Raw genomic sequence first — 24,259 nt, forward strand, 5'->3', positions numbered from 1 at the left:
CTGGGCACCAGTGGAAGAGGACCGTATATGCGCGGTACATCCTGGAATCACAAACATGTCCGACACCGTGAAGCATCCCGCCCCCATCTACGGCGAGCGCCCCCTCCTCGAGCAGGAACCCCCCACCGTCTGGCCGCAGGGAGAGCCCGCCAAGGAGGAGATCCTCCCCATCGCCAGCCGGCTCCACATCAACCCGCACTACCAGGGCCGAGGCGTCACCGTGGCGTTCCTCGACTCCGGGTTCTACGCCCACCCGGACCTGATGCAGCCGCGCTGCCGCATCCGCCGCTACTACGATCTCATCAACGACCAGTATGGACTGGAGCTCATCAGCACCCCGGACAACTCCATGTGGCACGGGATGATGACGTCCACTGTGGCCGCCGGGAACGGGTTCCTCTCGGATGGGAAGTTCAAGTCGCTGGCGCCCGAGATGGACGTGGTGCTCGTCAAGGTGGGCCACCTGTCGCGCGTGAAGCACGACGACATCGTCCGAGGCATCCGCTGGGTCATCGCTCGCAAGGACGAGCTCGGCATCCGCGTGCTCAACATCTCCGCCGGCGGTGACTACGAGGCCAGCTACCTCGTGGATCCCATCTGCCAGGCCGCCGAGGACGCCGTCCGCGCGGGCATCACCGTCGTCTGCGCCGTGGGCAACGCCGCCCATGGCCGCCACCGCGTGATCGCCCCGGCCAGCACTCCCGCCGTCATCACCGTGGGCGGCCTGGATGATCGCGGCGACCCCCGCCTGGGCCGCATGGGCACCTACTGGTCTTGCTTCGGCCCCACCATCGACGGGCTCCAGAAGCCCGAGGTCATGGCCCCGGCCATCTGGGTCGTTGCCCCCATCCTCCCGGGTACCCCCACCGCCCAGGAGGCCGAGCTGCTCGCACTCCTGGAGAAGACGCCGGACGACCAGCTGGGCAGGGTCCTGGCCGCCCACCCGGGCATCATCCGTGAGCTGGACTCGGTCAAGGATGACGAGCCCTACCTCATCCGACAGCTGATCGGCTCCAAGGTAAAGGATCAGAAAGTCATTTCAGGCAGTTACAAGCACGTGGACGGCACCTCCTTCGCCGCCCCCATCGTCACCAGCATCGTCGGGCAGATGCTCGAGGCCAATCCCCGGCTGACTCCCTGGGAGGTCAAACGAATCTTGGTGGATACGGCCCGGAGGCTTCCGAGCGTGGCGGTGGAGCGCCAGGGCTGGGGGGTGGTCCAGCCAGCAGCGGCCATCACCGAGGCGGAACGTCGCCGGTAGGACCTAGAGACCCCACCGGTAGGCCTTGGAGGAGGGGTACCCCTTTTCACTGCCTCGTAAAAACAGGTAGACGAGGGGTACATGACACACGCCGGCCGCTCCCGTCCCCTTCGCATAGGTCTCATCGACATGAACAACGGGGTGGCCAACCAGGCCATCCGTTCGTTCCGCTCCATCATCGCCACCTTTGGGGAGCGCGTTCGGGCCCGGAACCCTCACCTCTCGATCACGACCTCGCACGTCCAGCCGCGCAACCTGGGCGAGGCGCCCCCCACCGACTGCGATCTGTACCTGAGCACGGGCGGGCCGGATGCCCCGGTAGACGGCTTCAAGGAGTCCTGGGCCACCGGCATTCGGAAGTTCTTCGATCGCATCGTCGAGGGGCAGCTGCAGCACGGCCCCTCCGCGCCAGCCGCCTTCGCGGTCTGCTACTCGTTCGAGATCGCGGTGATGCACTTCGGCGTGGCGTCCATGATTCCGCGCGAGCGCAAGTTCGGCATCATGCCCGTGTACCCGACCGAGGAGGGCCTGGCGCACTCCATGTTCGCCCCGTTCGGGGACCGGCTCTTCGTCTGGGAGCACCGCAGCTGGCAGGCGGTGGACCTGGATGAGAAGCGGCTGAAGGAGCTGGGCGGCACGCTGCTGGCCCGCGAGAGCCGCGACGGCCACACCAAGGGCCGCGGGCTCATGGCGTTCCAGTTCTCCCGGGGCATCGAGGGCACCATCTTCCACCCCGAGGCGGACCGCCCCGGCGTGCTGAACTGGCTGGAGCGCCCCGAGCAGGCCAAGGCCGTCATCGAGACCTACGGCGAGCTCATCTACAAGCGGATGACCAAGACGATCGACGATCCCACCCGCCTGGCGCGCACCTACGCGCTGCTGCTGCCGGGCTGGCTGGCGCGCTCGTTCAACGCCATGGCTCAGGAGCACGACTGGGCCCAGGTGGAGATGCCAACTTACGATGCCGCATTGGGACTGGACGCGTTTGGCCGTCCTACGGAAGCGGCTGCAACGGTGGGGAGCAACTCGTGAACAAGAAGATTGGAATCCTGGCGGGAATGGAGTGGGACCATTTCCCGATGGCGCTCATTGAGCGCATCAACGCGGTGCCCGGCTTCGAGGCGGAGCTGGCGAAGATCGACGCCACTCCGGAGAACTTCACCAAGAAGTACGACGTGCTGGTGGACCGCATCAGCCACGAGGTGCCGTTCTACCGGTTCCACCTCAAGGCGGCGATGCTGGCCGGCACCTACTGCATCAACGATCCGTTCTGGTTCTCGGCGGACGACAAGTTCTTCGGCTTCTCGCTGGCCCAGCGCATCGGCGTTCCCGTGCCCCGCACGGTGATGCTGCCCCAGCGCGAGTACATCCCGGCCATCGACCCGAACCGCTCGCTCAACAACCTCGTCTATCCGCTCGATTGGGAGGGAATTGCCCGCTACGTGGGGTTCCCGGCCATCTGTAAGCCCGCGGACGGCGGCGGCTGGCGCAACGTGAACCGCGTGGACTCCATGGACGAGCTCATGCGCGTCTACAACGAGTCGGGCCAGCTGGTGCTCACGCTGCAGCAGTTCATCGAGTTCGATGACTACGTGCGCTGCCTCGTCATCGGCCGCGATCACGTGCGGATGATCCGCTACAGCGTGAAGAACCGCGGCTACCTGCCGGACAAGAACTTCCTGCCCGCGGCGCTCGAGGCCCGCATCATCGACTACGCCCGCGAGCTGAACCGCGCGCTGGGCTACGACATGAATTCGGTGGAGTTCGCCATCAAGGACGGCGTGCCCTACGCCATCGACTTCACCAACCCGGCGCCGGACATGTATCCACACCACATCCTCCCGGACAACTATGAGTGGTGCCTGGAGAAGATGACGGAGTTGTGCATCACCGCCGCGCGCGAGGGCCGCAAGAATGACGCGGGCCACTCGTGGCAGCGTTACCTGGAGAAGAAGTCGTCCCACCCGGCGGCTCCCCCGGCGGCCACTCCCGCCGCCGCGCCACGCGCCGCTGCCGCTGCTACCGCGAGGAGGTCATAACCATGGCGTCTTCCCTGCTGGATGGTCAGTTCACGCTGGGTGTCGAGGAAGAGTTCCAGATCGTCGACTCGCAGAGCTGCGAGCTGCGCTCGTACATCTCCAAGCTGCTGGATGATGGCAAGGCAGTGCTGCGCGAGCGCGTCCGGGCCGAGATGCACCAGTCCGTCGTCGAGGTGGGCACGGGTATCTGCAAGACAGTCCACGAGGTGCGCTCGGAGCTGACCGAGATGCGGCTCGAGCTGGACCGCCTGGCGCGCAAGGGCAACATGAACATCGTCGCGGCGGGTACCCACCCGTTCAGCGACTGGAAGAGCCAGGAGATCACCCCGAACCCTCGCTACGAGGTGATCGTTCAGGACCTGCAGGACATCGCCCGCGGCAACCTGATCTTCGGGCTCCATGTCCACGTGGGCATCAAGGAGAAGCAGACGGCCATCGCCCTGGCCAACCAGCTGCGCTACTTCCTGCCGCACCTGCTGGCGCTGTCCACCTCGTCGCCGTTCTGGCTGGGGCGCGCCACGGGCCAGCAGTCGCACCGGACGATGATCTTCAAGCGCTTCCCGCGCACGGGCATTCCGCCCACGTTCGAGAGCTACTCCCAGTTCATGGAGTACGTGGACCTGCTCATCCGGACCAACTGCATCGACAACGGGAAGAAGATCTGGTGGGACGTGCGCGTCCACCACGTCTTCGACACGGTGGAGATCCGCATCTGCGACATGCCCACCAGCCTGGAGCAGGAGCTGAGCATCGTCGCGCTCATCCAGGCCCTGGTGGCGCAGCTGTACCTGATGCTGCGGCGCAACCAGTCCTGGCGCCACTACATGTCTCCGCTCGTCGAGGAGAACAAGTGGCGCGCCAGCCGCTACGGCATCCGGGGCAAGCTGATCGACTTCGGCCAGCAGCAGGAGCGTCCGTACTCCGAACTGCTGGAGGAGATGATCTCCTTCGTCTCCGAGGCCTCGGACATGCTGGGGACCTCGGAGCAGGTGGCCAGCGTGCGCCGCATCCTCAAAGAGGGCACCTCCTCGGAGCGGCAGCTCGAGGTCTTCAAGAACAGCAACAATGACCCGCGCGCCGTGGTGCGCTGGCTCATTGAAGAGACGATGCGCGGCGTGGGCTCCAAGGCCGCGCCCGTCAGCCAGGTGGGGTAGCCCGGCGAGGGCCTCTGCGCCGAGGGCGGCCTACTCCGCCTTCGGCCAGAGCGCCACGGTGGAGCCCACCCAGTCCAGACCCTTGTTGAAGTCCACCCCGAGCATCTTCCCTCGGGACAGCCGCACCAGGTTCATGAAGGGCTGGGGCAGGCGCTGGCCCTGGTCCCTCAGGCAGAGCACGCGGATCTCCGCGGCCACGCCGATGCCCTCGGGCGTGAACAGCTCGCGCGCGTAGGTGATCTTCTTCTGGAGGATCCACCCGTCGCGCTGGTCCGCGGGGATGTTCGCAACATCCTCTCGCGTGGGGTCCACCTTCACGCCCGCGCCGGCATACGAGAACAGCGGCTTGAGCACGTAGTTCTCCAGGTCCGCCGGCAGCTCCTTCAGCTGCGCCACCGTGGTCGCCTTGGGGACGGCCGGGTGGTCAATCAGCGGCAGCGAGAACTTGGACCACATCCAGTACCAGTTGGGGTGCGGGCACCAGCTCACGTCCAAGTCATCCGTGAACTTGAACGCCATGGGCGGGTTCTTCTTCTGGAGCTCGTCAAAAACCACCCGGTTGAAGATGCGGCGGATGGGCAGCTTGCGGCCGTCCTTCATGCGGAACAGCTGGCGGCCCTCGCGAATGACTTCCGTCACGCAGACGGGCTCGATGCCGGTGAGCTCCTGGGTCGCCACGAAGTCCGGCAGCGTCTTCTGCTTCTGCGGCTCGATCTCCAGCAGCACCACCTCTTCCGGCTTGTGGCCCGCGAGCAGCGCGCGGCGCAGCAACTCCTTGCCACTGTCGTAGTCATACCCGGGGGCGAAGCAGTGGAAGCCCTTGTCGGCGCCCGGCAGGTTCATCATCTCGTTGAAGATGCGCGCCTGGATCATCGTGAAGGCAAACAGGGACGGGAACGCCTGCAGCTCCACCACCTGACCGTCCAGCTCGCCGTCCTTGTTGCGGACCACGGCGTAGTCGATGGTCATCACGTCCGGGGCCTCGTCCTGGCGAGGCACGTCGTACTCGGGCGGGACGGCACGGCGAGCGGCGGCCAGGCGCTGCGGCTCGGCCAGCTGGGCGATGATGTCCCGCGTGTAGCCGAAGATGCGATCGCGCGTGGCCGGAGGGATGAACAGCGGCGACTCCGCCAGGCGATACGGTACAGGCCCCACCACCGCTTGGAGGCGGTTGCGATATTGCTCGTAGAACGTGGGGGAGAAGATCTGGTTGTAGACGCGTCGGAAATCTGCGTGCATTGAGGGCAGGCTAGCACGTGTCCAATGGCGCCCAAGCAGGCTCCCAACGGTCCGTCGCTTGCTCAGGGGCCGGGACAGTTCACTGCTGAAACGGACAATCCTTGAAAACCCTGTCGCCTTGTGGAGGGACCCGCGCGCTTATCGAGACGGGCAGCGAGGTGCACAACGGCTTTCATGCCCGAGGCAAGACGGTTAGACATGGGGCATGCCTTCCTCCCATCGCTCTGGATGTCGTCTCTCGGGGCTCCGGCTCGAACGAGCGCAGTCCTCCCGGCAGTTCACCGACGGCCGCTTCCGGAACACGGCACCTGTAGAGCCGGGTCTCCAGGGCAACCCGCTGCCGGTGCTGGGGGAGTTCTTCTTCGGGGGCGCGAAGCGGACGCCTCCGGGAGTGCTGCCCCTGGAGAGCCCGCTGGAGACGTGGACCCGCCCGCCGTCGAGCGGCTTCCGGGTCACGTGGCTCGGCCATAGCACGCTGCTCCTGGAGCTGGATGGCGCGCGCGTCCTCACCGACCCCGTGTGGGGCCCGCGTGCCTCCCCGCTGAGCTTCGCAGGGCCCAAGCGCTTCCACGCCGCGCCAGTGCCCATTGAGGCCCTGCCGAAGCTCGATGCGGTGCTGGTGTCGCATGACCACTACGATCACCTGTGCCGCTCCACCATCCAGGCGCTCGCGAAGCTGCGGGTGCCGTTCGTGACCGCGCTGGGCGTGGGGACCCGGCTCGAGGCGTTCGGCGTGGCGCCGGAGCTGATCACCGAGCTCGACTGGTGGGAGCAGGCCACGGTGGGCCCCGTGAGCTTCACCGCGACGCCCGCGCAGCACTTCTCTGGGCGAGGCTTGGGAGACCGAAACCAGACGCTGTGGGCCTCGTGGGTGGTGAGGACCGACAAGCACCGCGTCTTCTTCAGCGGCGACACGGGGCTGACGACGGAGTTCGAGGAGATCCGCCAGCGCCAAGGCCCCTTCGATCTGGTGATGCTAGAGGTGGGAGCGTGGCATCAGAGCTGGGGCGGCATCCACCTCGGGCCGGAGAATGCGCTCAAGGCGCACGCGATGCTCGGCGGGGGGACGCTGCTGCCCGTCCACTGGGGCACCTTCGATCTGGCGCTTCACGCGTGGGACGAGCCCGCCGAGACGCTCCTCAGACTGGCGACGGAGCAACGCGTGCGATTGCTCACACCGCGCCTAGGAGCCGCCAGCGAACCCTCGCATATCGAACAACCCACACCGTGGTGGCGAGAGGTCACTGCGGCAGAACCCGCGCTCTCCCTGGCAAAGGGATGCTAAAGCCAGCTCTCCCCAGTTGCCCATGAGGACCGCATGAAGTCCGTTCAAGCCTTGGTGCTCACCACCCTCCTCTCCGCCCTGCTCGCTGTCCCTGCATCCGCTAAGGAGAAGAAATCCACAGGGAGCGCGAAGACGTCTTCCTCCGGCAAGTCTGGGGGAAGGCAAGGCACGTGGATGGAGCGGTCCGACGCAAAGGGCTACACGATCAAGATGCCCGCGGACGCCACGGAGAAGCGGGACGAGTGGACCACCACCTACGTCGCGACGCTGCCCCCGGACGCAGCGCTGATCAAGACCAGCGTGTCAGTGGAGATGCTGGACGAGTTCACCGCCGTCACCAACCTGGACAAGGCCGTCGAGGCCGTGCTCGCGGCGCGGCCTCGGGGCATGCAGGCGTCCATCAGCGAGCAGAAAGAGCTGCCCAACGGCTACCTGGTGGTCATCGGCCCGGAGTACGACACCTATGCGGTCGACGTGATCCGCAACGGCAAGGAGGTGCAGGTGAAGGCACACTGCACCGGGCCGAGCTCCCGCCTCGACGAGCTCAAGGAGCTGTGTCTCTCCGTGAAGCCGACGAAGTAGCTCAGTGCTGGATGCGGGTACCCAGCACCTGGAGGAACGCGGCGATCCACTTCGGGTGCGCCGGCCAGGCGGGTGCGGAGACGAGGTTGCCGTCCACCACCGCGTCATCCACGGAGACCTGGACGTAGGTGCCACGGGCGAGCGTCACCTCGGGGCCGCAGGCCGGGTACGCGGTGCAGCGCTTGCCCTCGAGGGCCCCGGCGGCGGCGAGCAGCTGCAGGCCGTGGCAGATGGCGGCGATGGGCTTGCGCGTCTCGGCGAAGTGGCGGACCACCTGGAGCACCTTCGCGTTGAGGCGCAGGTACTCCGGCGCCCGGCCGCCCGGGATCACCAGCCCGTCATACTGGGTGGGATCGATCTCGGCGAAGTCGGCGTTGACGGCGAAGTTGTGGCCCGGCTTCTCGCTGTACGTCTGGGCGCCGTCGAAGTCGTGGACGGCGGTGCGGACTGTTTCTCCCGCCTTCTTGTCCGGGCAGACCGCGTGGACCGTGTGGCCCACGGCGAGCAGGGCCTGGAACGGCACCATCACCTCGTAGTCCTCTACGTAGTCACCCACCAGCATCAGCAGCTTCTTGCCAGCCATACAGCCTCCTCGGGGTTGGGCACTTCAGGGCCAGGATGCCCGTGGGCGCATGCTACCGTCTGCGCCCATGAGCGAGAACCTGTTGGGTGAACTCGCGGGTGTGCTGCCGCCCGAGGGACTCGTGACCGACCCCGATGTGCTGGATGCGCACCGCCGGGATCAGGCCTCGTGGGCCGAGGCCGGCACGCCACGCGTACTCGTCCGCCCAGGCTCGACCCGAGAGGTCCAGGACGTGCTCCGGGTCGCCTCCGCCCACCGCGTTCCGGTGGTCCCCCGAGGGGCGGGCTCGGGGCTCGCAGGAGGTGCCAACGCGGTGGAGGGCTGCATCGTCCTCTCCCTGACGCGGATGAACCGGATCCTGGAGCTGGATCGGCGCGGCCTCTTCGCCGTGGTGCAACCCGGGGTGATCAACGCCACGCTCAAGGCTGCGGCCGCGGAGCAGGGGCTCTGGTACGCGCCGGATCCCGCAAGTTGGGAGTTCTCCACGATTGGAGGCAACCTGGCGACCAACGCGGGAGGACTGTGCTGTGTGAAGTACGGGGTGACGGGGGACGCCGCGATGGGCCTGGAGGTGGTGCTCGCGGATGGCTCGGTGGTCCGCACCGGCGGCCGCACGGTGAAGAATGTGGCGGGCTACGATCTGACGCGCCTGTTCGTCGGCTCCGAAGGCACGCTGGGAATCATCACCGAGGCCACGCTGCGCCTCCGGCCGCGCCCTCCTCCGGCCACGACGCTGGTGGCCTCGTTCCCCACGCTTGTCGCGGCGGGCGCGGCCGTCACCGAGATCATGGCCCACACTCGGCCCTCGATGCTGGAGCTGATGGATCGGGCCACGGTCCGTGCCGTCGAGGCCTACCGGCCCATGGGGCTGGACGTCGATTCCGCGGCGCTGCTGCTGGCCCGCTCGGATGCGGGAGGAGATCAGGGCGTCACGGAGTGCTCCCGGATGGCGGCGGCCTGTGAGGCGGCGGGGGCCACCTTCGTCGCGCAGTCCGCGGACGAGGCGGAGGGAGAGCTGCTGCTCGGTGCGCGCCGGCTCGCCTACCCCTCGCTGGAGCGGCAGGGGGCGACGCTGCTCGATGACGTGGGCGTGCCACTGTCGCGCATCCCGGAGCTGCTCGCGGCGGTGGAGCGCATCGCCGAGCAACGCGGGGTGCTCATCGGCACGTTCGGGCACGCGGGGGATGGGAACATGCACCCCACCCTCGTCTTCGATCGGAACGATCCGGCCGCCGTGGCGCGGGCCCAGGAAGCCTTCGACGACATCCTCCGTGCCGCGTGCGAGCTGGGCGGGACCATCACGGGAGAGCACGGCGTTGGCGCGCTCAAGCGCCCGTACCTGGCCCGGCAGCTCGGGCCCGAGACAGCGCGGCTCCACGGTACTCTCAAGGCCGCGCTCGATCCGCAGGGGCTGCTCAACCCCGGCAAGATGCTCTGAGGATGGCTCCCGGCTCTACTGCGCTGGCGCCAGAATGGGCAGCCCGAGCCGCTCCTCCAGCCATTGGGCGTAGGGCGCGAGAGTGGCTTTGGCCCGGGACTCTTCCGCGTCGCTCTTGAAGCGACCGGTCAGCTCCACATGGTTTCCCACGACGATGACGCGCTGCTCTCGGGAGCCAGGGCTTCATATGAGGCCTCAGCCTAGCCCAGCGCTGGGCGTGTAGACTCGCTGCCGTGAATCGGCGAACCCTCCTCTCCTCCCTGGGCCTCTTGGGCGCGAGCACGCTGTCAGCCCGGTGGGGACTGGCGCGGTTGGCGCGCAGCTCCGCTCCGGACAGTCCGCTCAGCGCCGAGGCCCAAGCGCTGGTGGACAAGGCATGGGAGGGCGTGGACCCGGCGCGGATGGTGGACTGCCACGTGCACCTGGTGGGGCTCGGCACCGATGGCACGGGCTGCTACGTGAACCCGCGCACGGATCAGTTCCTCCGGCATCCCCACACCTATCTGAAGTTCTCCATCTACCGCCACGCGGCAGGGGTGGAGGACGGAGAACACCCGGACCGCCAGTACCGCGAGCGGCTCCTGTCGCTGCTCAAGACGCCGCCGATGCGGGGGCGCGCGTTGGTGCTCGCCTTCGACTACCTGCACGACGAGGCAGGCAAGCCCCAGCCCAGCTTGAGCGAGTTCCACACCCCCAACGACTACGTGCTGAAGCTCGCGCAGGACAACCCACAGCACGTGCTGGCTGGCGCATCGATCCACCCCTACCGACCGGATGCGGTGGATGAGCTGGAGCGCGTGGCCGCCCTGGGCGCGCGCGCCGTGAAGTGGCTCCCCAACGCCATGAACATCCACCCGGGCTCGCCACGCTGTGACGCCTTCTACCGGAAGCTGACCGAGCTGAAGATGCCGCTAATCACCCACGCGGGAGAGGAGCAGGCGGTGGAGGCCGAGGATGCGCAGGCCCTCGGCAACCCGCTGTATCTGCGGCGCCCACTGGATGCGGGGGTCAAAGTGGTGGTGGCGCACGCGGCGAGCCTCGGCAGCAGCGAGGACCTGGACAAGCCGGGCACTGCCGTCGACAACTTCCAGCTCTTCCTGCGGCTGGCGCAGGAGGAGCGTGCCAAGGAGCTGTTGCACGCGGACTTCTCGGCCCTGACCCAGAACAACCGCTGCGGCGAGCCTCTGCGCGGGCTGCTCACGCGCGAGGACCTCCACTCTCGGCTGATCCACGGCAGCGACTACCCACTCCCGGCCATCAACATCCTCATCCGCACCGGGATGCTGGAAGATCTGGGCTACATCACCTCGGACGAGCGGCGGGCGCTCAACGAGCTGGACCGCCACAACCCGCTGCTCTTCGACTTCGTCCTCAAGCGCACCTTGGCGGTGCACAAGGACGGCAAGACCTACCGCTTCCCCGCCTCCGCCTTCATGCTGCCCGAGGGACTCCTCCGCGGCGTGTAAGAACTGGGGCTCTTGGGCCCGCCACCGGGCCTGCTAGGCTGCCCCCCATGGCTGACCTGATCCTCACGGGAGCGTCCCGCGGTATTGGCCACGCCCTGACCTTGGCCCTCGCCGAGCGGCGTGGAGATCGCCTTGTGCTGGTCGCTCGGGATCGCGCACGGCTGGACGCGCTAGTCGCCGCCATCGAGCAGAAAGGCGGCCAAGCCATCGCGGTGCCAGGGGATCTCTCGTCTCTGAACGGAGCCCAGGCGCTGGGACAGCGCCTCATGGAAACCACTCACCCAGGCGCGACGCTCATCCACAACGCCGGGCTGTGGCCGTCGAAGCGCGAGCTCACCCCCGAGGGCCTCGAGACGGCCTTCGTCATCAACCACCTGGCGCCCCTGGTCATGCAGCAACCGCTGCTCGACGCCAAGCGCCTCAGCCGCATCATGCTGGTGAGCGCCGGCCTGATCGTGAAGGGTCGCTTCGACGCCGCCAAGACGCCCACAGGCGAGGACTTCTCCAGCATCCGCACCTACTGCAACACCAAGCTCTGCTTCGCCCTCGCCATGCGAGACATTGCCGCCGCTCACCCGAACACTGATGTCGTGGTGCTGCACCCGGGCGTGGTGCGCACGGACCTGGGGGCGCGCCCGGGGCTGCTCGGCTGGCTGTTGTCCCGCGTCAAGCGCAGCTGGGAGTCGCCCGAGGTCTGTGCTGCACGACTCACACGGATCCTCGCACGCGAGCGCTGGTCGCCTCCAGGAGAGGCCCGCTGGCTCATGGAGGAACAAGAGCAGCCGTGGCCCGCCGTCGCCGAGAACGAGGCCACACGGCGCGCCGTACGGGAAGCCACCGCGCGCCTGTTACCTCCTCCGCCCCCAGCTTCAGCCCTATCACAGGGCTGAAGGAGTCCCGCCCCGCGTTGCTCCGAACCTGAGATTGCCCCGATTCAGTGGACAGTGAGGTTAGGCTGCCAATTCATTGGATAGGGCGAACGCTCATACTCCACTGGGCTCACGTAGCCCAAAGAAGGAAGCTGGGCGCGGCCGGTCACTATAAAAGGGGCTCCGCATGGGGGGCGGACACGCGGCGCAAGGGAGCCTTCGAGAAGGCCCCTGCCTGACAACCGTCCACTGCAGGCTCAGGGCTTGGACACCTCCCGCACCACGCTCTGGCCCACCTTCAGCTTGTAGCCCTGGAGGTACGGCTCGCCGTCCGGGCCCGCCGCGTCCGTGTTGAGGTAGCCCGCCATGTAATAGAGCTGGGTGGCGGCCCGGCGCTGCGCTCCCTGCTTCGCGGCGTACTCGAAGCGCTCCTTCAGGAAGTGCGGCGGCGCGCTCTGCGAGTAGAGCGTGACCCGCACCTGCTTCGCGGCCGACCGCTGCTCCGAGCTCAGCCTCATCCGGTACACCACCGAGTCCGTCCCCGGCAGCCCTCTCGGGTGATCCGCCAGCGTGTAGTCCGGATCTCCCTTCGTGTCCGTGTAGCGCTCGATGGCGGGGAACTTCGGGTTGCGATACCGCTCCGGCTTCGCCGGCTTGGGCCACCAGTGCTGCTCGGGCCCCTGCCCTGGCCGCGTCGCCGCTCCGTACTCCTGCCGCCGCGCCGGGTCCTCCACCCACATCGGCGTGTACCCCTGCGGCCGAAGCCGGTTGTCTTTGAGCTCCCAGTAGCGGTGCAGGAAGCTCGAGGTGAACACCAGCGAGGCGTTCTGGGTCACCTCTTCGTAGATCTGTGCCTGCCCCTCGTCGGTGATCACCTGATGGTGCGGCTGGAACGGCAGCCCGTCGCGCCCCGGCTGCCAGAACTCCGTCGGGAGGGCCTGCTGCGTCGTCCCCTTCAGCAGCACGCCGATCTCGTTCGTCCGCCCGGACGCCCACAGCGGCTGCCCTGCCCCATCCAGCACGGCCACTTCCAGGAACAGCCGCCGGAACCCCACGCCACTCGGCAGATTGTGGCCGCTGAGGTTCTGCACCGTCACCGCCGCCTCCAGCCCTTCGGGCGTCCAGGTCACGCGATCCAGCCCCACCGACGCCGTCTCCTTGGCCGCCACCTCCAGCACGGACTCCAGCCCCGTGAGCAGCGGCGCCTTCACGTTGCCGTTCATGAAGTCCTGCTGCCGGTAGCCGATCAGCAGCGGGTACTGCTGCACGTACGCGTTGAGGAACACATTGAGCCCGTACAGCTTGTGCCGGTTGTAGGGGCGCTCCGGGATGTCCACCTCCGCCGCGGGCAGCAGGAAGTCCGCCGCCGGGTACCGCGTGTCCTGCACGTTGGCGATCCCCGTCTTCATCGGCTGGCCGTGGTAGTCGCCCTGCATGTGGCAGTCCTGGCAGCTCTTGCCTCCCGGCGCTCCCGCGGGCCTGTGCGTCGTGAAGTCGCTCAGCAGCCACTCCAGGTACGTGGTCTGCTCATAGGACGTGCCCGCGAGCTTCCCCTGGTCCGTGAACACAGGCAGGAACACCGTGTGGCACGTGCCGCACAGCTCCGAGCCCTGCATCTGCTTGCCGAGCTCGGGCGTCACCTTGAGCGCGTTCTCCATCGGCTTGGTGAGCACCGCCTCCTTCGAGGACTCGTTCGGGAAGGGGCCATAAAGCTTGTCCGGCGGCCCCACCCGGTAGTTGCCCGTGAAGGTCTTCGACAGGTTCTTCGGATCGAGATCCTTGTCCGCGATGTGGTGACAGATCGTGCAGCTGACCCCATCCCGCGCCAGCCCGCCGTACTTCGCGTGCTCCGGGCGCTCGTCCCGCCACGCGAACACCATCTCCTGCGTGAAGAGGGCGCCCGCGTAGTTCGTCTCCGCGCGCTCGGCCTTGGGAGGAAGGAACGCCGCGCACGGATCCCCCGCGGGTCCCTTCCCCTCCGTGTCGATGTTGTACTGCCGCGCCCCGGGGGCCCCATGGCAGTGCAGGCACGTGTTGTCGATGCAGTCCTTGATCGATGCCAGCCCCGGCTCTCCCGTGGCGATGTTGCGCTCCAGCTCCAGCTGCGAGTGGAAGATGGGATCGCGGCCCGCGAGCCCCATGGGCGAGGCGCTCCACTCCGCCCACTCCGACAGGTCCACCTGTGTCTGGTTCACCTCCCGCACCATGTACGGCAGCTTCAGCTGCCCGGAGCCGCCCGCCTCGTGGCAGCCCTGGCACTGGTCCGAGGTCAGGAACTGGTGCTCGCGAGGAGGCACCCCCTTTACGCCCAGCCGAGACACCGCGTGGTCATACGTCTGCGCGGGCAGCCGCGTGGCCCAGACCTCCTCAAAAGGAGGGTTCAGCTCCGGGAACGTCTGGCGGAAGCCGGGCAGCGGGTCTCCCCACTCGCGTGGCAGCGGGAAAGGCCCCGCCATCTGGGTCTGCTCCTTGTTCTGGGGGGCCGCCGGGGCCTGCGCCATGGCTCCCTTGAGGTGATCATCGAAGTCCTTGGGCGAGGCGGGCTGGGGCCTCCACTTGTAGAGGATCTCCTGGCCCAGCAGGTTGGTGAAGCTCGAGAACGTCGACTGCCCCTGCGCCGACGCGTGGCAGTACACGCAGTAGTTGCCGAACTCGTAGTTGGGGAACTGCACGTCGTTCACCGAGTAGCCCCAGTAGGTCGGCAGCCACGGGTTGGCCAGCGGAGGCGCCGTCACGGGCTTGCCCCCCTCCCCCGGGTACGGCTTCATCGCGAACGCGGTGCGGTCCCAGAGGGGTGGGTTGCTCGTGCTCGACTTGTCGAAGAAGGCCCAGTACCACCCATCCGCCGAAGCCTCGGGCGCCTTGATGACGACCGTCCAGGAGCTGAACGCGTCGTCGTACCAGCTCGCGGGCTTGCCCGGCATCGGCGCGATCCACAGCTCGTCCGAGCCGGGCACGCGCGCCAGGTTCACCTGTCCCGGGTCGATCATCTCCTTGATGATCATCGCCCCGACCGGCAGGTCCTCCGCGTTCGGGAGTTCGTGCTCGCCCCGGCGGTACTTGCACATCCAGGCGATGACCTCCGGCGAGTAGTAGATGCGCACGGCGGGGTGTGGCCCCTTGTTCACGCCGCAGTTCTTGGACTCACCGGGGCACGGGCAGCCCTCGAACTCTCCGGTGAGCCGCCACGTCGAGTCCTTCAGCCACGCGTACGGCGCCTGCCGGTACTCCAGCTTGCGCAGGAAGTCCCTCACCCGGAGCGCATAGGCGTCCGACTGCTGCAGCCAATCGGGCCCCAGCGGAGGCACCGCCCCGGGCCAGGGCTGGCCGCGATCCGCCTGCGCGCACAGTTGCTCCACGTCCTTCCATGGAAGCGCGGGCTGCTCGCGTGGCACCTCGGGGATGCACGCCTCGCCCGTCTGCGCGGGCCTGACCGAAGTCGCCTCTGGTGTCTTCGAGGAGCAGCTCATCCACAGAGCCGCGATGGCCGCGAGCAGTGCCCGCCTCGTCATGGGAACTCCAATGCAGGGTGTCCCAGCGATGCTCGGCGCTGCACTGTTGCCAAGTCAACACCCCTGGAATCACCGCCGCTCGTTGGGCTCGGGCAGCCCCAGCTCGCGCGCGGCCTCTTCCATCATGCGCTGCTTGATCTCTTCGGGCCGGCCCTCCTCACCCCGCGGGAGGTCCATCCCTACGTCCTCGGCGAGACCACTTCCCCGCCAGCTCTCGGCAGGGCCTTCCAGGGCCGGCCCGAGACCCGTCCTGCGGCGGGAGAGAGAACCCCACGGCACGCGTGCGGCGGCCCATCCGATTCCAATCCCGAGGGTCACCCACCCCCATGCCCACAGCAGACGCTCACGCTTCATCGAGAAAGTCCTCCTCAGGGAAGAGTGAGGATGGCGATAGATCCAGACCCAGCCCCCGGCGGCCCGCGTCAGCGTCCCTACGAGTCCCAGGCGAGCGAACGAGCGCCTATCCGGCAGTCCACGAGGTGGATCACCCCTCCGGCATCTGCTGGACCTCGACCGCCCGGTGAATTCCACGGCCACCGCCCATGCTGGCGGCGGAAAATCTGCATGATTTTCCGCCTCGCGGGCTCATCTCGTTCGTGGGGCAAGCACTCGGCCCTACGGAAATGAACCGCTCCCGTGCGCGAGGACCCATCATGAACTGGGGAAGACACCTGAAGGAATCCGTGCAATTTGCAGTGGCCGCTCTCCTGGCCTGCTCTTGTGGACCCATCGACGATGACAGAGCGCTCTTGACGGTTGTCACCAGCGAGTTGTCGCCCGAGCCGTTGGCGGTGCATCCCACCGTTGCTTGCAGCGGTGACACCTGCCGTGCCTTCAAGGCCGTGATTCAGCCTCAGGCTCCGCAAACGCTCGCCACCGTGGGCTATTCGACCTATCTGGGCTTCGCGGGAAATGACTGGGGCTACGCAGTCGCGGCGGACGCCTTGGGTAACGCCTACGTTGTCGGCACCACCACCTCATTCGGGGGTGCCAAGCCCTTCGTCGCCAAGATGAGCCCCACGGGACAAGTTGTTTATTTCACCTATTTCTCTGTCGATGGGGACGCAAGAGACATCGCAGTGGATAGCTCTGGAAACACCTACGTCGTCGCGGAGATCTCGAACGGCCAAAGCATCGTGGCGAAGCTGAATCCCAGTGGTTCGGCATTCGTCTACTACAACACCGTGCCGTGGGTGCTCAATGGCGTCGCCGTGGACTCCCTGAGGAATGCCTACCTCTTGGGACAATATTCCGGCGATAGCGCCAAGGGTGTCGACGTCATCGTCAGCAAGTTGAACTCGGGTGGCACGGCCTTTGTCTACAGTATCGCCTTCGGCGGAACGCAACACGAGACCACTCAAGACATCGCGGTGGATGGTTCAGGAAATGCGTACGTGACGGGCTGGACCGCATCGTTCAACTATCCCGTCTGGAACGCGGTTCAGTCCACCCCTCCCGGTGGCCCGAACTCTTTCATCACCAAGCTGAACGCCTCAGGCACGGGGTTGATCTACTCAACCTATCTGGGCAGCCCGGGTGGCCAGAGTTATGGCATTGGCATCGCGGCCGATGGCGCTGGCAACACCTACGTCACGGGCATCACGGGGAGCAACTTCCCGGTGACGCCCGGCGCGGCCCAGACAGCATTCGGTGGAGCCTTCGACCGCTATGTGGCGAAACTGTATCCCTCGGGAGGGCTTGCTTACGCCACCTATCTGGGGGGGAGTGGCAACGAAGATGCCTATGGAAGCATCGCGGTGGACAGCAGCTCAGGCACGGCTTACGTGGCGGGGCATACCTCTTCCACGAACTTCCCCGTGACATCCAATGCGTTCCAGCCCACCAACTGGGGTGGACATGACGCCTTCATCACCCAGATCAGCCCCTCGGGAAACGCGATCGGGTACTCCACTTATCTGGGCGGGAGCTATTCGGAATATGGGCGGGAGATCGCGCTGGACTCCTCGAAGAACGTCTACGTCACAGGCGATACCAACTCGGGCAACTTTCCGACCAATGTCTACTCCTACGCCGGCGGCGCGACGGACGCCTTCATCACGAAGTTGAACATCCCTTGAGCGGCGGCGTACCTGCGAAAGAAACAGCCCCGCGTCCCTCGGTGCAGGAACGCGGGGCCTGGGTTCAACGGCTTGGCGTTAGGACACCGGGGGCGCGGACGGCGGCTTCGCCAGGAGCGCCTCGGCCAGCAGTTCCAACTGGTCCTCGGGGACGCCCTTGAAGTCCATCACCGCCTTGCCCTTCTCGTTGCGCACCACCACCTTCACCCGAGTGCCCTTGCCCTGCGGGAAGCGCTGAGCCACCGCCTCGGCGTACCGCTCGGCGCGCGCCTCCACCTCTGGCGGCAGTGGCTTGCTGGAGGCCGGCTTGCGCTTGCCCCGCAGCGCCCGGCGCATCTCCTCCATGCTGCACTGCCCGAAGGGCTTGGAGGTGACATGCCCCTTCTCGTCCGGCACGTCGATGAGGGTGGGGCCCGGCTCGGCGCGGTGGGGCTCCAGGCCCGCTGCCTCCGTGTAGCCCAGCAGCAGGTACAGGCAGGTGACGCCGAAGCGCCGCGCCACCGGCTCGCTGAACTCCGCGGCCACCGCCCCGTACATGCTCAGCACCGACTGCGACAGGTCCGCGAACTGCTGGCTGAAGTAGTCCCGCGCGTCCTTGTACCCGGCCTTCTCCGCCAGCTTCTTGTCCACGATGTGGTTGTAGATTTCGCCCATCCGGTGGTGGTCAGTGTTCTCATTCGCGTACAGCTGGCGCAGTTCGGCGCCCAGCTGTTCCAACGTGGTGCCCTCCGGGATGGCGGTGCGCTGGACGTCGGTGCTCACCGAGGTGGTACGAGCGGCTTCCTTGAACTTCAACAGGCTGAACATGGGAGGTTTCCCCTACTGGGCACGCATGATTGCGTTCCCGGCCGCGAGCGTTTGGGACGTTGCGGTTGAGCCCCCCCATGGCAGGTTCCGTACCAATCACTGTCATCCAGTGAAAACAGGCACTTGAGCGCAGAGGCCCCCCAACACAGTCCGCGATCGCGGACGATTCGTCCGCGTTGGGAGACGGCCCCCCCAAAAAGCGCTGGAATGACAAGGGCTTGCGCGAAAGGTGGCAGCTCCGGGCGCCTCGACGCATGGTGCCAACCTGTTGAATTCACTGGAGTAGGTTTTGCCGCACACGACAGGGACCGTCCGCGATCGCGGACTGTGCCCGTCGACGGTACCCACCGGTGGGCAACAGCCGTTTCATGGTTCCGACCAGTCGGAAGCGTCGTTTCATGGTTCCGACCAGTCGGAAGCGCCGTTTCATGGTTCCGACCAGTCGGAAGCGCCGTTTCATGGTTCCGACCAGTCGGAAGCAGCCGCTTCATGGTTCCGACCAGTCGGAAGCAGCCGCTTCACGGTACCTACCGGTTGGCAGCGTCCACCGGGCACCTCGCCTATAACGGGAGAGCCTGCATCAGGTGGGGCCATGCCGGAGTTGGCGAGCTGCCGGATGAAATGGACCTGCAGCTGGGCGCGTGGCGCGCGATATTCCGCGAGCGGGGCACTGCGGCCGAGGCGGCGCCCACCCAGACCGGCCGCCGCACCCACCTTCAGTCCCCCGAACTCCCGCAGGAGCGCCTCGCTCCCGCCCAGCTGCGCGTGAAGCAAGGAAACACCGAGCAACTCCATCCGCTGGGCTCCGGCAGCATCACCGTGGGCAAGGACCCGAGCAACGAGGTGGTCATCCAGGACAAGTTCATCTCGAGCCGGCACCTGCGGGTGACACAGGGGGAGAAGGGCTTCCACGTGCAGGACTTGAACTCCACCAACGGCACGCTCCTGGACGGGGTGCGCCTGTTCGAGGCGAAGGTGCCGCTGAACACCGTGCTGCGCGTGGGCGAGACGGAGCTGGTGTCCGAGCCGGTGTCTGATGACCCGCAGTCAGCGCCCTTCGACGGGATTGTGGGCAGGGATCCGTCCATGAGGGAGCTGGTGAAGCGGCTGCAGAAGGTGGCACCCACCGACGTGCTGGTGACGGTGCTGGGCGAGTCCGGACGATTGAGCCAAGGGCGATCCACGTCGAATGACTCGCTCCAAAGCCATGTCGTCGTAGAGCACCTATTTCTCGCTCGGAACCGACCGATCGACACTGCCAACCAGTTGGTACCAGCCACCGGCCCGGATCGACACTGCCAACCAGTTGGCAGTGAGCGCACGCCCAGATCCGCCGACAGTGATTGCTCAGAATCCATCGAGCGCCTGTTCACCACTCGTGGCGATGACCTCCCATTGAGGCAGGCAGAGGCGGATTCTTACCGTGGAGGGGGCAGGCCCGCGCCTGAGGTGGACGGACGCCCCTGCTTGCCGGGATAGACGGGCACGTAGCACGCCTGCTGGTACATCTGGCCATTCACGGCCTCACACTCCCCTCGGCTCCCTTTCAGGCGCCCCCAACAGCCTCCGTTGAGCACCACCTGATGGGGGTGAGGGCAGCGGCCCTTCTTGTCGGGCTGGGCCTGTCCCTCGGAGAGCTCGGGGAGGCTCTCGGCCACCGCGCGCTCCGAGCCGGGCGAAGGGACCTGCTGTGGCAGATCCGAGGCCGCCTCCCCGAGCCCCGCAGTCTCCGTCTTGGCCGCTTCCTGCGTGGCGCTCAGGGGCACGGCGGCGGTAGCCTGGGAAGGCTCCTCGCGAACCGGCGGCGGCTCCTGCTGCACGAGGGCTCCGGCCCACAGGCCCAGGGCGCCCGCGGCCACCACGAGCCACGGCCGCCACACGGGCCCGGAGGTGGAGAGTGGAGCCTCCCGCGTTCCCCCTCGGTCTGCTTCGGGCTCGGGCACGCTCGGGGACGCGGAGTGCAGCGCATCCGCTGCCCGCTCCAGCGCGGGGACCAGCTCGGCCGCCGTGGGGCGCTGCTCAGGCAGAATCGTGAGCATGCGCAGAATCAGCTCACGCAGCGGCGGCGCCACCTGGGCGGAGAACAAGGCGCGCGGCAGCTTGAGCGCATCCAGCACCGCGCGTCCCTTCACGTCTTTCCGAGGCACACCCATCTCCGGGTACCTGCCGGTGGCGAGCACACAGGCGGTGACGCCCAGGGCGAACACATCATCCGCGGGCCGGGCCTGGTAGCGCTCGGAGGCGTTGCGCGCGTCGAGGCTGAAGAGCCAGGCCTCGGGGGAGCGGTACGCCGGAGTGCCCGGAGGCAGTTGCTGCGGAGTGAGGGTGTCGGCGCCGGGGGAGATGCTGGAGCCAAAGTCCATGAGGAACAGGCGGCTGTCCCAGCGGCGCACCAGGAGGTTGTCGCCCTTGAAGTCCCGGTGGAGCGCGTCCTGGGCATGGAGGTACTGGAGGGTGAGCGCCGCCTGGGCCAGGAGCCGCAACTGCTGCGCCGCCGAGGGGCTGTGCACGCGGCCCCACTCGTAGAGTGTCACGCCATCCACCCACTCCATGGCGATGAAGGGGTGCCGGGCGCCGGAGGGGCTCACCCAGTGGCCCGTGCCTATGAGCTGGGGAATGTGCGGGTGGAGCGAGCGGAACAGCAGGTCCTGCTCGCGCTGGTAGCGCGGGTCCTCGGCGAGCACGGCGACCTTGAGGGCCACGGGCGGCAGGTGCTCATGGCCGATGCGCACGGCGCGGTACACGGCGCCGTTGACGCCGCGGCCGGCCCAACCCACGACACGGAAGGGGCCCACGGGGGTGCCGGGAGGAAGCGCCGCAGGGTGGAGCGAGGGCTGGAAGGAGTTCGGCATAGGCTCTTGGTCATCCTACCTCCAAGGTAGGTTCTCGTCACTCACCCTGCGCAGGCGTCGGCTGCTCCCGTCGGCGCGCGCCCGCCCAGCCTTCTCGAAGATCTTCGCGTCCAACGGCAGCTTCCTGGCCTCACGGTCCGAGGCGACGAGCTGCGCGGGCGCCTCTTCCAGGCGATTCACGCCCTGCGGGACGAGCTGACGCGGCGGGTGTTGACGTGCATGGGCTCGCCCTCCCCCATCGTCCCGTTGCTGATCGGCAACGAGAAGCTGGCGCGTACCGCCAACCGGCTGATCTTCGACCGGGGCGTGCTGGCGTTCATGGTGGAGTTCCCGGTGACGCCGACGGGTTCCTCGCGCTTCCGCTTGCAGGTGCAAGCCAACCACAAGCCGGAGGACGCCTGCGAGGCGACCCGCATCATCGACGAGTCCATCGCCGACTCCCGGGCCTACCTGTCGAGCGCGTTCGGCAGCGGCGTCTGACGCCGCTGGGCCCGGTCGGCGGGGCGGCGTTCAACACCTTCCGTAGGGAAGATCAGACCGCGAAGTTCTGGATGACGGACTTCTCCTGATCGTCCTTCATCACCGTGCCGATCAGCTGCGTCAGCTCCTGCATGCGCTGCAGCTCGAGCTGCACGGACACCAGGTTCTTCTGCTCCGGCGGGAGCTTGTCCAGGTGGGCCTTCAGCTCGTTGGTCGCATCGTTGCTGTACAGCGAGCTGAGCGCGTCGAGCGTGTCGAATTTGCTGATGTTGCGCGACATGATCGAAATCTCCGCGAGGCAGTCACCCAGCTCTGGGCACATCCGTATCCGCCCTGAGTATCGACGCACCGCTCAGGAAAGTTTCCGGGAATTCCTCCGTGCAAGAAATGACGCTCCGGGCCATGGACGAACAACCCCTGGAAGATCGGGTACTTGCCTCCGTAGAGGTGAAGTCCAGGCAACTCTTCTCAGGATCAGGCGAGAATCCCTGGGATAGCGGTTCTTTTTAAAAGATTGCAGGAGGCTCATCATGGGTGTCGATGGAGTTCGCAGTGCAGGGACGGGGACGCAGCAGGCCGCGTCTGCCACCTTCGAGGCTAAGGATCTGCTGCAGAACGGCCAGTTCAAGCTGACGCCGGAGATGCAGGAGGCTCTTGCCCAGGCCAAGGACGTCTACGGCAAGGACATGGGCGAGAAGTACACGAAGCCCGCGGGTGAGAAGGCGGAGAAGGCCATCACCGAGTGGATCAAGGCGCACCCGAACGCCAGCGAAGAGGCGACCACCGAGGCCATCAAGAGCGCCCTCAAGGACGCCGTCATTGAGCAGCAGACGAAGAAGATCGGCGACGATCACTTCATGAACCAGATCGTCTCGAAGATCGGCGCGTCCTTCAAGTTCGAGAACGACGCCTGGGAGGACTGAGCTCCGCTCGGCGTTGAAGTCCCGGTCAGGCGCGGGAAGGAGGGCCCCCTCTCCTCTCGCGCCTGTTCCATTTGCGGGGTTCAGAGCAGCAGGCGGTGGGGCGAGAAGACGTCCTCGGGCACCTCCGGGAGCGCCCGCCCTGCCGCAAGCATCTCGACGGCCGTGTACCCGGCCTCCACGCAGTAGCTGCCCCCGTACCCGTTGAAGCCCGCGGCCACCACGAGGCTCTGGGGATCCGCCCCGCTGCGGCGGAAGAAGCCCAGCGCCGGCAGCCGGTCGGGCGTAAAGGCCATGGGCCCTGTCCACACGCGCGAGGGAGGTTGTCCCCGCGTGTCCGGGAAGCGCCGGTCCGTCCCAGCCTTCACCAGTCCCAGCACCGCCATCGAGCGCTGGAGATCCTCCGGCGGAGGCGCGGGCCGATCCAGCCCTCCGCCCACGTGCAGCATGCCGCGCCGCACGCCCTGCGCGTCCACGTACCGCGAGGCACCAGGGAAGTTGTAATAGAGATCCCCCTTCTTCTCGGTGACCGTCATCCCTTTCAGGCGATCCTCGACGTGCTCCAGGTTGAGGATCTGGCTCTGGAAGCAGGCGATTTGCTCGAGCTCGGGGAACAGGTGCGAGGTGAACGCGTTGGTCGCGACGATCACCCGCCGGGCGCGGATATCTCCCTCCGAGGTGCAGACAATGGGATCAGGCCCCGCCCCCGTCACGATGTTGTCAACGCGCACCCGGGTGTAGAGCCCCACGCCCCGCTCCAGGGCCTTGCCCAGCACGCCACAGACGAACTTGCGCGGGTGGTAGTTGCCGCTCTTGGGCGCGCACCGGCCGCCGAAATAGGATCGCAGCCCCACCTCCGCGAAGATCTTCTCGGGGCTCCAGTACACCAGCAACTCCTCGTTCCCAACGAGCGCCACCTCCTCCCTCAGCGCGACCTCCTCCTCGGCGGTCTCCGCGACGCGCAGCCAGCCGTGGGGCGAGTAGTCACAGTCGATCCGCTCCTCGGTGACGATCCGGCGGAAGCGCTCGCTGTTGCGCAGCCCGAAGCCCACCACCAGCCTCGCCTGCCGCTCCGCCTGCTCGCGAAGTTCCGCCTCTTGCAGCCCCGGGCGCGTCACCCGCAGGAACTTGTACCGCTCCCGGACGAGCCCCTCGTAGGGCCCCAGGAAGTTCTCGGGGATCAGCTCGAAGTTGCCGCCATTCCGTCCACTGGCCTGGCTGGCCGGATCCGCCAGGTCAACCACGGCGACGCGCTGGCCCGCCTGCACCAGCGGAAGGGCGTGGTAGGCCGCCGACGCCCCCGTGAGGCCCGCTCCAATGATGAGCAGGTCGACCTCCGTGGGCAGCTCGGGCGTGGAGCGATAGGCCGCCAGGGGGTTGGGGAGGAGCTGCCAGTACGGCGTCTCCTCTTCAGGCATCGCGATGAGGCCGCGCATCCGGGCTCCGACGCTGGCCACCCAGCTCTGGAAGGCAGCGGCGGCCCCGGGGTCGAAGCGAGGCCGGAGCAGCCGCTCTATCTCGTAGAGCGCCTCCTGGAGCGCGGGCGTGGTGCGTCCGTGGCCATCGACCAGGCCGGTGGCGGCGGCACGGAGCTCCACGAGATCGTCGCGGCGCACCTCCCGGAGCTCCGACTTCCGGTGGGCGAGACTCAGGAGCTGCGAGCTGGCATCCAAGGTCATGAGAGGCCTCCTAGC

Annotated in this window: 21 protein-coding genes; 13 read left to right on the forward strand and 8 right to left on the reverse strand. The window is 67.2% G+C overall.

Translation table 11 applies throughout. The features are described from left to right. Positions 1 to 55 precede the first annotated feature (55 nt). The 4 genes from DB31_RS26020 (at position 56) to DB31_RS26035 (ending at position 4,454) form a co-directional block, all read left to right on the forward strand. Positions 56 to 1,261, forward strand: a complete 1,206-nt coding sequence (locus DB31_RS26020) for a S8 family serine peptidase (protein WP_083968676.1) — start codon at positions 56 to 58, stop codon at positions 1,259 to 1,261. 81 nt (positions 1,262 to 1,342) lie between these two features. Then, a complete protein-coding gene (locus tag DB31_RS26025) occupies positions 1,343 to 2,293 on the forward strand; it encodes a hypothetical protein (RefSeq protein WP_157232175.1) in 951 nt (316 codons plus the stop codon). Further along, positions 2,290 to 3,300: an ATP-grasp domain-containing protein gene (locus tag DB31_RS26030; RefSeq protein ID WP_205628567.1), complete on the forward strand. Its 1,011-nt coding sequence runs from the start codon at positions 2,290 to 2,292 to the stop codon at positions 3,298 to 3,300. The genes DB31_RS26025 and DB31_RS26030 overlap by 4 nt, the downstream gene beginning before the upstream one ends. Positions 3,301 to 3,302: 2 nt before the next feature. Beyond that, a complete protein-coding gene (locus tag DB31_RS26035; RefSeq protein ID WP_044192415.1) occupies positions 3,303 to 4,454 on the forward strand; it encodes a carboxylate-amine ligase in 1,152 nt (383 codons plus the stop codon). 30 nt (positions 4,455 to 4,484) lie between these two features. Here DB31_RS26035 and DB31_RS26040 read toward each other — a convergent pair whose 3' ends face one another. Further along, positions 4,485 to 5,693 (reverse strand): hypothetical protein, encoded by a 1,209-nt coding sequence (locus DB31_RS26040; RefSeq protein WP_044192416.1) that lies wholly within the window; start codon positions 5,691 to 5,693, stop codon positions 4,485 to 4,487. A 205-nt stretch (positions 5,694 to 5,898) separates the two neighbouring features. On the opposite strand from DB31_RS26040, the gene DB31_RS26045 reads away from it, so the two are divergent. Together DB31_RS26045 and DB31_RS26050 are read left to right on the forward strand one after the other, a co-directional pair. Continuing rightward, positions 5,899 to 6,978 (forward strand): MBL fold metallo-hydrolase, encoded by a 1,080-nt coding sequence (locus DB31_RS26045; RefSeq protein WP_044192417.1) that lies wholly within the window; start codon positions 5,899 to 5,901, stop codon positions 6,976 to 6,978. A gap of 33 nt (positions 6,979 to 7,011) precedes the next feature. Beyond that, positions 7,012 to 7,560, forward strand: a complete 549-nt coding sequence (locus tag DB31_RS26050; RefSeq protein WP_044192418.1) for a hypothetical protein — start codon at positions 7,012 to 7,014, stop codon at positions 7,558 to 7,560. A gap of 1 nt (position 7,561) precedes the next feature. Here the strand turns inward: DB31_RS26050 and DB31_RS26055 are convergent, their stop codons facing one another. Then, a complete protein-coding gene (locus DB31_RS26055; RefSeq protein WP_044192420.1) occupies positions 7,562 to 8,143 on the reverse strand; it encodes a DJ-1/PfpI family protein in 582 nt (193 codons plus the stop codon). A 49-nt stretch (positions 8,144 to 8,192) separates the two neighbouring features. On the opposite strand from DB31_RS26055, the gene DB31_RS26060 reads away from it, so the two are divergent. Continuing rightward, complete coding sequence (locus DB31_RS26060) at positions 8,193 to 9,581, forward strand: FAD-binding oxidoreductase (protein ID WP_276203649.1); 1,389 nt, start codon at positions 8,193 to 8,195, stop codon at positions 9,579 to 9,581. A 15-nt stretch (positions 9,582 to 9,596) separates the two neighbouring features. On the opposite strand, the gene DB31_RS51315 is transcribed toward DB31_RS26060, so the two are convergent. After that, positions 9,597 to 9,719: a hypothetical protein gene (locus DB31_RS51315; protein ID WP_276203650.1), complete on the reverse strand. Its 123-nt coding sequence runs from the start codon at positions 9,717 to 9,719 to the stop codon at positions 9,597 to 9,599. A gap of 95 nt (positions 9,720 to 9,814) precedes the next feature. Here DB31_RS51315 and DB31_RS26065 point away from each other — a divergent pair, with 95 nt between their 5' ends. Beyond that, a complete protein-coding gene (locus DB31_RS26065) occupies positions 9,815 to 11,047 on the forward strand; it encodes an amidohydrolase family protein (protein WP_044192423.1) in 1,233 nt (410 codons plus the stop codon). Between the two features lie 47 nt (positions 11,048 to 11,094). Beyond that, complete coding sequence (locus DB31_RS26070) at positions 11,095 to 11,937, forward strand: SDR family NAD(P)-dependent oxidoreductase (protein ID WP_044192425.1); 843 nt, start codon at positions 11,095 to 11,097, stop codon at positions 11,935 to 11,937. Positions 11,938 to 12,173: 236 nt separating this feature from the next. On the opposite strand, the gene DB31_RS26075 is transcribed toward DB31_RS26070, so the two are convergent. Further along, positions 12,174 to 15,428 carry a hypothetical protein gene (locus DB31_RS26075; protein WP_044192427.1) on the reverse strand — a complete coding sequence of 1,085 codons (3,255 nt, stop codon included), beginning with the start codon at positions 15,426 to 15,428 and terminating at the stop codon, positions 12,174 to 12,176. A 653-nt stretch (positions 15,429 to 16,081) separates the two neighbouring features. On the opposite strand from DB31_RS26075, the gene DB31_RS26080 reads away from it, so the two are divergent. Continuing rightward, on the forward strand, positions 16,082 to 17,506 hold the full coding sequence (locus DB31_RS26080) for an SBBP repeat-containing protein (protein ID WP_169787098.1): 1,425 nt from the start codon (positions 16,082 to 16,084) through the stop codon (positions 17,504 to 17,506). Positions 17,507 to 17,584: 78 nt separating this feature from the next. Here DB31_RS26080 and DB31_RS26085 read toward each other — a convergent pair whose 3' ends face one another. Next, on the reverse strand, positions 17,585 to 18,313 hold the full coding sequence (locus DB31_RS26085) for a hypothetical protein (RefSeq protein WP_044192428.1): 729 nt from the start codon (positions 18,311 to 18,313) through the stop codon (positions 17,585 to 17,587). A gap of 489 nt (positions 18,314 to 18,802) precedes the next feature. Between DB31_RS26085 and DB31_RS26090 the strand changes: the two genes are divergently transcribed. Then, the gene (locus DB31_RS26090; protein WP_169787099.1) at positions 18,803 to 19,792 is read left to right on the forward strand and encodes an FHA domain-containing protein; all 990 of its coding nucleotides are present in this window, start codon (positions 18,803 to 18,805) and stop codon (positions 19,790 to 19,792) included. Here DB31_RS26090 and DB31_RS26095 read toward each other — a convergent pair. Continuing rightward, positions 19,732 to 21,165: a serine/threonine-protein kinase gene (locus DB31_RS26095; RefSeq protein ID WP_044192432.1), complete on the reverse strand. Its 1,434-nt coding sequence runs from the start codon at positions 21,163 to 21,165 to the stop codon at positions 19,732 to 19,734. The two genes, DB31_RS26090 and DB31_RS26095, sit on opposite strands and share 61 nt — an antisense overlap. Before the next feature lie 150 nt (positions 21,166 to 21,315). On the opposite strand from DB31_RS26095, the gene DB31_RS26100 reads away from it, so the two are divergent. Then, positions 21,316 to 21,645: an aminotransferase class I/II-fold pyridoxal phosphate-dependent enzyme gene (locus DB31_RS26100; protein WP_157232177.1), complete on the forward strand. Its 330-nt coding sequence runs from the start codon at positions 21,316 to 21,318 to the stop codon at positions 21,643 to 21,645. Between the two features lie 52 nt (positions 21,646 to 21,697). Here DB31_RS26100 and DB31_RS26105 read toward each other — a convergent pair whose 3' ends face one another. Beyond that, the gene (locus tag DB31_RS26105; RefSeq protein WP_044192435.1) at positions 21,698 to 21,925 is read right to left on the reverse strand and encodes a hypothetical protein; all 228 of its coding nucleotides are present in this window, start codon (positions 21,923 to 21,925) and stop codon (positions 21,698 to 21,700) included. A gap of 250 nt (positions 21,926 to 22,175) precedes the next feature. On the opposite strand from DB31_RS26105, the gene DB31_RS26110 reads away from it, so the two are divergent. Continuing rightward, a complete protein-coding gene (locus tag DB31_RS26110) occupies positions 22,176 to 22,568 on the forward strand; it encodes a hypothetical protein (RefSeq protein ID WP_044192437.1) in 393 nt (130 codons plus the stop codon). Positions 22,569 to 22,648: 80 nt separating this feature from the next. Here DB31_RS26110 and DB31_RS26115 read toward each other — a convergent pair whose 3' ends face one another. Continuing rightward, entirely contained in the window at positions 22,649 to 24,244 is a 1,596-nt protein-coding gene (locus tag DB31_RS26115) for an NAD(P)/FAD-dependent oxidoreductase (protein WP_052420242.1), read from the reverse strand. Between the last annotated feature and the right edge of the window lie 15 nt (positions 24,245 to 24,259).

It is taken from the genome of Hyalangium minutum (assembly GCF_000737315.1).
In the GTDB taxonomy this organism is placed as follows: Bacteria; Myxococcota; Myxococcia; order Myxococcales; family Myxococcaceae; genus Hyalangium; species Hyalangium minutum.

Coding starts and splice junctions, on each gene's coding strand:
- DB31_RS26020 (WP_083968676.1), top strand. CDS start 56: ATGTCCGACACCGTGAAGCATCCCGCCCCCATCTACGGCGAGCGCCCC.
- DB31_RS26060 (WP_276203649.1), top strand. CDS start 8,193: ATGCTACCGTCTGCGCCCATGAGCGAGAACCTGTTGGGTGAACTCGCG.
- DB31_RS26035 (WP_044192415.1), top strand. CDS start 3,303: ATGGCGTCTTCCCTGCTGGATGGTCAGTTCACGCTGGGTGTCGAGGAA.
- DB31_RS26095 (WP_044192432.1), bottom strand. CDS start 21,165: ATGCCGAACTCCTTCCAGCCCTCGCTCCACCCTGCGGCGCTTCCTCCC.
- DB31_RS26050 (WP_044192418.1), top strand. CDS start 7,012: ATGAAGTCCGTTCAAGCCTTGGTGCTCACCACCCTCCTCTCCGCCCTG.
- DB31_RS26080 (WP_169787098.1), top strand. CDS start 16,082: ATGAACTGGGGAAGACACCTGAAGGAATCCGTGCAATTTGCAGTGGCC.
- DB31_RS26115 (WP_052420242.1), bottom strand. CDS start 24,244: ATGACCTTGGATGCCAGCTCGCAGCTCCTGAGTCTCGCCCACCGGAAG.
- DB31_RS26075 (WP_044192427.1), bottom strand. CDS start 15,428: ATGACGAGGCGGGCACTGCTCGCGGCCATCGCGGCTCTGTGGATGAGC.
- DB31_RS26025 (WP_157232175.1), top strand. CDS start 1,343: ATGACACACGCCGGCCGCTCCCGTCCCCTTCGCATAGGTCTCATCGAC.
- DB31_RS26045 (WP_044192417.1), top strand. CDS start 5,899: ATGCCTTCCTCCCATCGCTCTGGATGTCGTCTCTCGGGGCTCCGGCTC.
- DB31_RS26070 (WP_044192425.1), top strand. CDS start 11,095: ATGGCTGACCTGATCCTCACGGGAGCGTCCCGCGGTATTGGCCACGCC.
- DB31_RS26055 (WP_044192420.1), bottom strand. CDS start 8,143: ATGGCTGGCAAGAAGCTGCTGATGCTGGTGGGTGACTACGTAGAGGAC.
- DB31_RS26085 (WP_044192428.1), bottom strand. CDS start 18,313: ATGTTCAGCCTGTTGAAGTTCAAGGAAGCCGCTCGTACCACCTCGGTG.
- DB31_RS26110 (WP_044192437.1), top strand. CDS start 22,176: ATGGGTGTCGATGGAGTTCGCAGTGCAGGGACGGGGACGCAGCAGGCC.
- DB31_RS26040 (WP_044192416.1), bottom strand. CDS start 5,693: ATGCACGCAGATTTCCGACGCGTCTACAACCAGATCTTCTCCCCCACG.
- DB31_RS26090 (WP_169787099.1), top strand. CDS start 18,803: ATGGTTCCGACCAGTCGGAAGCAGCCGCTTCACGGTACCTACCGGTTG.
- DB31_RS26105 (WP_044192435.1), bottom strand. CDS start 21,925: ATGTCGCGCAACATCAGCAAATTCGACACGCTCGACGCGCTCAGCTCG.